Consider the following 8,179-nt stretch of genomic DNA (forward strand, 5'->3'; position numbering starts at 1 on the left):
CCGTAGAGGAACGCGCCCGTGGTCCCCGCCGCCACGGCCCAGGCGACGCTCGCGCCCGCGGCCTTGCCGCTGGCCAGCACCACCACCCCGGCGAAGCCCGCGAGCAGCGCCACCGCGCGCCGGCCCCCGATGCGCTCGCCGTAGAAGACGAACGCCACCAGCGCCGTGAAGAGCACCGCCATGCTGTTGGTGATGGCTCCGACGCCCGCGGGGGCCTGCCGCGCGGCCCAGGCGAAGAGCGAGAAGGGCACCGCCGCGTTGATGACGCCCACCAGCGCCAGCCGGGGCCACAGCGCGGGGCGGATGGCCGAGCGCGCGCGCCAGAGGAAGGGCATCAGCACCGCCGAGCCCAGCACCAGGCGCAGCGCCACCAGGGGGATGGGACCGAAGGCCGGCGCCGCGATGCGCAGGAACAGGAAGGACGCGCCCCAGATGGCGGCCAGCCCGCCCAGCTCCAGGGGCGTGAGCCACGCCCGGTTGAAGGGAGGAGTCACGGCCTGGGGATGGGTGGGAACGGAAGCGCTCATGGCGGCCCCCTCGTGCGAGAAAGGAATCTGACTTCTGTCTGGCCCCTTCTTCACGCCGGACCCCGCGCTTCACAAGCGCATCGTTTCCGTGTCAGACATGAGCCAGATTTGAGGCTCGGCCCATGACCCTGCGCACCGACCTGCTCCCCGCCCTGGCGGCCTTCGAGTCCGCCGCCCGCCACCAGAACTTCGCCCGCGCGGCGGAGGAGCTGCACCTGACCGCCAGCGCGGTCAGCCACCACGTGCGCAAGCTGGAGGACCGGCTGGGGGTCGTGCTCTTCCAGCGGCATGCCCGGGGCGTGGCGCTGACGGCCGAGGGGCGCCAGCTCGCGGACGCGCCAGCTCCGCGCTGTCGGACATGGACAACGTGCTCGGGAGCCTCAAGCACTCGCGGGACGAGGACGCCGTGGTGCGCGTCACCACCGTGCACTCGCTGACGTACGCGTGGCTGCTGCCGCGCATGTCAGGCTTCACGGCCCTGCACCCGCGCGTCCGGATCCACGTGGACACGGAGATGGCGCTCACCCGCTTCGACGAGGGCGGACCGGACCTGGGCATCCGCTACGGCCAGCCCCCCTGGCCGGGCCTGAGCGCGCAGCCCCTGATGGACGACGCCCTGTTCCCCGTGGCCTCGCCGCGGCTCGCGGGCATCGAGCACGTGCGCGAGGCGGCGGACGTGGCGAAGCTCCCGCTCATCGGGGACCTCTCCCGCCAGGGCTGGCAGGACTGGTTCCGCTCGGCGGACGTTCGCGGGGTGCGCGTCGAGGAGCGCTACAGCTTCAGCGACACCACCGGCGCGCTGATGGCCGCGGTGCAGGGCCTGGGCGCGGCGCTGGCGCGCGAGAAGATCGTCACGCCCTACTTCGCGGACGGCCGGCTCATCCGGCTGGCCGGGCCCATCGTGCCCACCCGCGCCAGCTACTTCGTGGTCCATCCCTCGCACCGGCGGCTGCGCCCGGCCGCGCGCCTCTTCTGCGACTGGCTCCTGGCCCAGCGCGACCGCCCGGACCCGCCGGTCCCGGCCGCGACCCAGGGCGTTGCACCGCCGCGCCGGAAGGCCTCCCAATGACAGTCACCAGCCCAGGGTGACGCCGCCCCTCGCCGGGTGCCGCCCTCCTGCTGGCCCCCAGGCAGCCGGGCATCCCCCGCGCTTTCGCTTGTGCCCGTGCCCCCTGCCCCGTAGGTTGCGGGCAGATATATGGGCTCCCATTCAAATCGAACGCCGCCGCCGGCGGACGTCTCCGGCGAGGTGCGCGCGGCCATGGACGGCGTGCGGCGGCTGGTGCGACTGCTGCGGGTCTCCGCACGCGCCTCCGAGCGGCTGGTGGGCATCAGCGGCGCCCAGCTCTTCATCCTCCAGGAGCTGGCGGAGTCCGGGCCCTGCTCCATCAACACGCTCGCGGAGCGCACGCTCACGCACCAGAGCAGCGTGTCCGTCGTCGTCACGAAGCTGATTGAACAGGGGCTGGTGAGCCGCCGCCGCTCCGACGAGGACGGCCGCCGCGTGGAGGTCGCGCTGGAGCCCAGGGGCCGCGCGCTGGTGCGCAAGGCGCCGCCCATGGCCCAGGCCCGGCTCATCTCCGGGCTGCGCGGCCTGAAGCCCGACGTGCGCGCGGGGCTGGTCCAGGGACTGGATGCCTGGGTGCGCGCGCTGGGGCTGGACGGGGACGCCGCCCCGCTCTTCTTCGAAGACGAATCCTCGCGCCCGAAGCGGCGCGGCAAGACCCAGGAGCCCGCGGATGAAGAAGCCTGACGCTGAACGCCTCGAGGAGGGCCTGGGCGAGCGGCCGGAGGAACGGGCCGGCCTCCCGGTGGCCCCGTCGCTGGGCCCCGCGCTCGCCAGCCTGCGCACCCCCACCGCCTCCGTGGCGGTGGACTCCCGCACGGTGTTCATCAGCGTCCTGGCGGTGGGGCTCGCGGTCGCCGCCGGCCTGGTGGCGCAGGGGCTGGGCACGCTCATCCACTTCGTGACGAACCTGGCCTACTTCGGGCGGCTGTCCGTGCAGCCGGTGTCGCCCGGCGACAACACGCTGGGAGGCTGGGGGGTGCTCGTGCCCGTGGCGGGCGCCATCATCGTGGGGCTGATGGCGCGCTACGGTTCGCGGGCCATCCGGGGCCACGGCATCCCGGAGGCCATGGAGCAGGTGCTCTTCAACCAGAGCCGCATCCCGCCCCGGATGACGCTGCTCAAGCCGCTGTCGTCGGCCATCGCCATCGGCACGGGCGGCCCGTTCGGCGCGGAGGGGCCCATCATCGCCACGGGCGGCGCGCTGGGGTCGCTCCTGGGCCAAGCGCTCCACGTCACGGCGGACGAGCGCAAGGCGCTGCTGGCCGCGGGCGCCGCCGCGGGCATGGCCGCCACGTTCGGCGCGCCGGTGTCCGCCGTGCTCCTCGCCGTGGAGCTGCTGCTCTTCGAGTTCAAGCCCCGCTCCGTCATCCCCGTGGCCCTGGCCACCGCGACCGCGACGGGCGTGCGCATCGCCTTCGTGGGCGCGCGCCCGCGTTCGCCATCCCGGACCTGACCACGCCGTCCGGCACGGCGCTCGCGTTCTACGGCGCGCTGGGCTTGGTTATCGGAGGCGCGTCCGTGCTGTGCACGCGCGCGGTGTACTGGCTGGAGGACGCGTTCGAGAAGCTGCCCCTGCACTGGATGTGGTGGCCCGCGCTGGGCGGCATCGTCGTGGGCGTGGTGGGCCTGCTGTCCCCGCGCACGCTGGGCGTGGGCTACACCAACATCGAGGACATCCTGTCCGGCCGCTTCGTGGGGACGGCGATGCTCGTCTTCTGCGCGCTCAAGTTCATCTCCTGGTCCGTCGCGCTGGGGAGCGGGACGTCCGGCGGCACGCTGGCGCCCCTCTTCACGCTGGGCGGAGGCCTGGGCTCCGGCCTGGGGCTGCTCGCCACGCAGCTGTTCCCCGGCCTGGGCGTGGACGTGCGCGTCGCGGCGCTGGTGGGCATGGCCGCCCTCTTCGCCGGAGCGTCCCGTGCGCTGCTGGCGTCGGTGGTGTTCGCCTTCGAGACCACGCGGCAGCCCATGGGCCTGCTGCCGCTGCTCGCCGGCTGCGCGGCGTCCTACCTGGCGTCCGCGCTGCTCATGCGGCACTCCATCATGACGGAGAAGCTGGCCCGTCGCGGCGTCCGCATCCCCACGGAGCTGGGCGCGGACGCGCTGGGCCAGGCGCTCGTGCGCGACCACGGCCTCAAGCCCGTGGTGACGTTGCAGGCGGACATGCCCCTGGAGGAGGTGCGCGCGTGGCTCACGACCGACGCCGCGGGCTCCCGCCACCAGGGCTTCCCCGTCGTCTCCCGCGAAGGGGCGCTCGTGGGCGTCGTCACCCGGAGGGACCTGCTGGACGGCCAGGACAGCGCCGGGCGGCGGATGCGGGACGTGGTGAAGCGTCCGCCCGCGGTGGTCTTCGACGACAACTCCCTGCGCGAGGCGGCGGACCTGATGATGGACGAGGGCGTGGGCCGCCTGCCCGTCGTCTCCCGCGCCCGGCCGGAGCACGTCGTGGGCATCCTCACCCGCAGCGATCTGCTCGGGGGCCACCGCCAGCGGCTGACGAACGCCCGCACGCGGGAGCGCGGCATCGGCGGCGCGCGTCCGGCCTCTCCACGGCCCGCCTGAGCGCGGCGGTTCAGGTCGTCGCGGGGACCGGCGCGGGGCGTGTTTTCGCCTCCGGGCCCCCGCGCAGCGCCGCGAGCGTCTGGCGGAGGCCCTCCGCGCAGGGCGTCTTGTGCACCGTGCCCAGCAGCCCGCGCAACACTCCCGGTAGAACCCGCCCCACCCACCGGGTGGCCTCTTTCGGTCCGGACGCGTCCACGCGCCCGATACCGTCTTTTCGTGTCCGGTGTTGGATGCGCCCTGTTTCATGGGAGAGGCTGGCGGGCCACCGGGCGGCCGCCGACTGGCATCCCCATGACACACCGTGTGAAGATTGGACGTCCCATGAAAAGGTCCCTGTCAACCCATCCCGGTGAGTCGGGCCAGGCGCTCGTGGAGTCCGCGCTGGTCATCCCGGTGATGGTGTTCCTCATCCTGGGCATCCTCCAGCTGGGGACGCTGCACCACGCGCGGCTGATGACGGAGTACGCCGCGTACCGGGCGGCGCGCGCGGGCATCGTCAACCACGGCGACTGCGAGATCATGAAGAAGGCCGCCTACGTGGCGGTGCTGCCCACGCTGGGCCCGCCCAGGTCCGGCGGCAAGGGCCGCGTGGACACGCTCATCAACGTGGCGCTGGTCCATGACGCCTACACGGATCCGAAGCTGGCGGACCAGAACCAGCGCTACCAGCAGGTGGACCTGGAGCGCATGCGGGTGGAGGTGCTCAACCCCCGGAAGAGCCAGCTGCCCGGCCTCTTCGCCTCGTATGGCTCTCACATGCAGGGGCGGGAGCTGGACTACGACGACGTGCGCAACGCGCAGGTCATCGAGGCCAACCTCCTCACGGTGCGCGTGACGTACTTCTACGAGATGCGCATCCCGTTCGCGAACTGGCAGCTGCACGCCTTCTACATGGGCCGCGAGGCCCTCAACGGCCTGGCCATGCGGGGCGTCAACTTCACCACCCAGCAGGTGAACGGCGGCAGCCTCACGAAGCACCTGGAGGACCAGGGCGCGGGCCAGAGCGCCGATCACAAGAAGATCCGCACGCTCGCCGACAGCAACGTCTTCGCGATCCCCGTCGTCGCCACCTATTCGATGCGCATGCAGTCCAACCTCCTCAACAGCGGCGCATACGGTCCCAACGCATGCGCCGTGGACGGCTAGCGTCTCCCCCGACGCTGGCCAGAAGGACCCCCTCGGATGTTTCGGATTCTGCGGAGACTGCGGCGCGACGAGCGCGGGCAGGCCATGGTGCTTGGGGTGGTGGTCATGCTGGTGCTGGCCGTCACCATCATGACGTCGGTGGGCATTGGCCGCGGCGTGTACGAGAAGATCAAGCTGCAGGACGCCGCGGACGCGCAGGCGTACTCGCTGGCGGTGAAGGAGGCGCGGGCCTACAACTTCCTCGCGTACACCAACCGCGCGATGATCGTGCACTACTCCGCGATGCTCACGGTGATGTCCTACGTGAGCCACGCGGTGTACCTGGACCGCACCATCGGCGTCGCGGCCAAGTACCTGCAATACATCCCCGGCATCGGCGCCGTCTTCACGGCCGTCTCCCAGGCGATAAAAGCCTGGAAGGTCGCGGTGGAGACCGTCTCGAGACTGCTCATCCCGGTGCTGACAGCGCTCAACATCGCGCTGTGGCTGGCCCAGGAGGCCATGCTCACGGGCACCCTCTTCGACCTCTACACCACGAAGGGGCACGGGGACGTCATCCCGGGCACCGACCCCCGGGCGGACGTCACGGTGGACATGGACTCCGGGCAGTCCTTCAACAACGCGTCCGTCTCCTCGCTGTTCGGCAACCCGGCGGACATCAACTACTCCAACGCCAAGAACTTCCTCCACGTCCTGGACGACGGCCCCTTCAGCAGCAGTCCCACCATGGGCGTGGACCCCACCGGCATGCTCACGCGCGCCAAGCTGGTGTCGGCCAACAAGCTGTCGGATCCGAACATGGCCAAGTACCGCCTCTTGATGGGCAACCTGGCCAACGGCGTGCGGCGCACGTGGACGGCGCAGGGCGAGGGGCCCATCCTCATCGGGCGCAAGTGGGAGTTCCGGCTGTGCGTCGGCATCGGGGAGCTGCGCATCCGCAAGACGGCGGACAGCCAGATCAAGAGCTTCGACGAGAACTTCGAGAACAACCGCAAGGATCAGCTCTTCGCGTCGGACGACATCCGCATCGAGGTGCGCCCCACCTGCTTCCTCTTCGGCTGGAGCGACGTCTTCCGGCTGCGCTTCCGGGCGGCGGCGGACAACCGGGGTGGCTTCCACCAGGAGTACGGCTCCAGCAAGACGGATGACCATCACCCGTGGCTGGGCATCACGCCGTTCGTCACCTCCGACACCAGCTTCGTGAGCCCCCGGCAGAACCACTTCGGCTACCCGTGCAACCTCATCGTCCTGGGCAAGGACATGGGCGCGGACCGCACCGGCGGCAAGCCGGTCTACGAGTTGGAGAACCTGTCCCAGAACGCGTTCATGGAGGGCAGCGGCGACGGCAAGTACAACACCGCGGAGAACAACGACGAGGCCATCCGCGAGTCGTACCTGGACATGACCTGGCAGTACGTGGGCGGCAAGCAGGACGGCTACGCGGCGGACTTCCGCCAGCGCACCGGCGGCATGATGGCCATGGCGGTGGGCCGCGCCGTCTACCACCGGCCCGGCCAGTGGAAGGAGGAGCCCAACTTCTTCAACCCGCTCTGGACCGCGCGCCTGGCGCCCATCCAGACCCACTGGGACGCGGAGCACCTCAAGTGGCTGGTGCCGGCCTGGGCGGACAGCGAATGGCTCATTCAAGGCATGAACTACTGATGCGCCCCGGCACGCGTCATACCCGCCGCGCATCGAGGGGGACGGCAACGGTGGAGCTGGCGCTGCTGGCGCCGCTCCTCGTCGTGCTGGTCCTCTGGGCGAACTACTTCTGGGAGGTGCAGCGCGCGCGCATCAAGATGGCGGAGATGGCGCGCTTCGTGGCCTTCGAGCGCACGGTGCGCCAGGACCTCTCCACCGTCGTCGCGGAGGCGCGGCAGCGCTACCAGGACCTGGACGGCTCCACCAAGACGGGCACGCTGGGCACCGCCTACCAGAACGGGCTCACCATCCAGGTCCAGGCCCAGAACGCGGACGCGCCGCTCGAAAGCGTGCCGCTGTCGAAGATGGGCTCCCAGTCGGGCGTGGGCGGTCTGGCGGGCGCGGCCATCGGGGCGCTGGGCAGCTCTCCACAGCAGCTGGCGGAGGACATGGGGTTCGACCCCAGCGTCGGCGCGGTCCAGGCGGACGTGCGGGTCCAGCTGGTGAACCGCATCATCCCCCGGGAGATCGCCCTCTACACGACGGGCTCCGACGGCGACCAGCTGGACCTGGACTTCGAGGAGCACTTCTACCTCTTCCACGACACGTGGCGGGCGTGGGAGCCGGGCGACGCGCCGTCGCAGACGTATGAGCGGGTGGAGCAGCACACGCACGACCGCGTGAGCCGCATCGTCTACGCGGGCGTGGCGAGCGGCGGCGGCGGGGCGCTGGAGGCCATCGAGGGGGTGCTGTCCGTGCTGGGGCTCGACTTCCCCTTCTCCGAGGAGTACGTCCGCGACTCCGTGCTCATCCGCGAGGTGCCGGCCGCGGGCCGCTTCGCCGCGGGCCGGCCGACGCGCACGGTGCCCGGCGACGTGCTCCAGGCCGCATACTGGCGCAACGACACCAGCTACTGCTTCGGCAACTGCGAGCCCAACGACATCAAGACGAAGCGCGGGCTCTCCAACTCCGGAGGCCGGGGCGACAACTGGCCCATGCGCGCGTACCGGTGCCGCGGGAACTTCTTCCAGGGCGCGACCTTCTCCTACGCCCCGGAGTCCGAGTACACGCAGTCCACGACGGCGGCGGCGGCCTACTTCCACTACAACAGCGACGCCTGCATCCCATGAGTGGCCTGACGGACCGCACGGGCGCGCTCACGCGCTGGCTGGGCCTGGGCGGGCTGCTCGCGCTCGTGGCCACCGCCGCGCTGCTGAAGGACCGCCGGCCGCGCCCG

9 protein-coding genes and 1 pseudogene are annotated in these 8,179 nt (G+C 71.4%); 8 read left to right on the forward strand and 2 right to left on the reverse strand.

Annotation, left to right across the window (positions count from 1 at the left end):
- Positions 1–527 (reverse strand): DMT family transporter (locus ACLEQD_RS31650; protein WP_410389232.1); only part of this gene is annotated, 527 nt, incomplete at its 3' end.
- 122 nt (positions 528–649) lie between these two features.
- On the opposite strand from ACLEQD_RS31650, the gene ACLEQD_RS31655 reads away from it, so the two are divergent.
- From ACLEQD_RS31655 to ACLEQD_RS31675, 5 genes and pseudogenes are all read left to right on the forward strand, one after another.
- A complete protein-coding gene (locus ACLEQD_RS31655; RefSeq protein WP_410389233.1) occupies positions 650–964 on the forward strand; it encodes a LysR family transcriptional regulator in 315 nt (104 codons plus the stop codon).
- Entirely contained in the window at positions 886–1,596 is a 711-nt protein-coding gene (locus tag ACLEQD_RS31660) for a LysR substrate-binding domain-containing protein (protein ID WP_410389234.1), read from the forward strand. Before ACLEQD_RS31655 ends, ACLEQD_RS31660 begins: the two co-directional genes overlap by 79 nt.
- A gap of 129 nt (positions 1,597–1,725) precedes the next feature.
- Complete coding sequence (locus tag ACLEQD_RS31665; RefSeq protein ID WP_410389235.1) at positions 1,726–2,280, forward strand: MarR family winged helix-turn-helix transcriptional regulator; 555 nt, start codon at positions 1,726–1,728, stop codon at positions 2,278–2,280.
- Positions 2,281–2,611: 331 nt separating this feature from the next.
- Positions 2,612–3,552: pseudogene (locus tag ACLEQD_RS31670) on the forward strand (chloride channel protein); the annotation flags it as partial.
- Positions 3,553–3,756: 204 nt separating this feature from the next.
- The gene (locus ACLEQD_RS31675) at positions 3,757–4,155 is read left to right on the forward strand and encodes a CBS domain-containing protein (protein WP_410389240.1); all 399 of its coding nucleotides are present in this window, start codon (positions 3,757–3,759) and stop codon (positions 4,153–4,155) included.
- 10 nt (positions 4,156–4,165) lie between these two features.
- Here the strand turns inward: ACLEQD_RS31675 and ACLEQD_RS31680 are convergent, their stop codons facing one another.
- Positions 4,166–4,351, reverse strand: coding sequence for a hypothetical protein (locus ACLEQD_RS31680; protein WP_410389236.1), 186 nt, complete (start codon positions 4,349–4,351; stop codon positions 4,166–4,168).
- A gap of 125 nt (positions 4,352–4,476) precedes the next feature.
- Between ACLEQD_RS31680 and ACLEQD_RS31685 the strand changes: the two genes are divergently transcribed.
- The 3 genes from ACLEQD_RS31685 to ACLEQD_RS31695 are packed head-to-tail and all read left to right on the forward strand — an operon-like array spanning position 4,477 to position 8,072.
- Positions 4,477–5,301 (forward strand): TadE family protein, encoded by an 825-nt coding sequence (locus ACLEQD_RS31685; RefSeq protein ID WP_410389237.1) that lies wholly within the window; start codon positions 4,477–4,479, stop codon positions 5,299–5,301.
- A gap of 36 nt (positions 5,302–5,337) precedes the next feature.
- Positions 5,338–6,963, forward strand: coding sequence for a pilus assembly protein (locus ACLEQD_RS31690; protein WP_410389238.1), 1,626 nt, complete (start codon positions 5,338–5,340; stop codon positions 6,961–6,963).
- On the forward strand, positions 6,963–8,072 hold the full coding sequence (locus tag ACLEQD_RS31695; RefSeq protein ID WP_410389239.1) for a pilus assembly protein: 1,110 nt from the start codon (positions 6,963–6,965) through the stop codon (positions 8,070–8,072). Before ACLEQD_RS31690 ends, ACLEQD_RS31695 begins: the two co-directional genes overlap by 1 nt.
- The last annotated feature ends 107 nt before the right edge of the window (positions 8,073–8,179 follow it).

Source organism: Corallococcus sp. 4LFB (genome assembly GCF_046520365.1).
In the GTDB taxonomy this organism is placed as follows: domain Bacteria; phylum Myxococcota; class Myxococcia; order Myxococcales; family Myxococcaceae; genus Corallococcus; species Corallococcus caeni.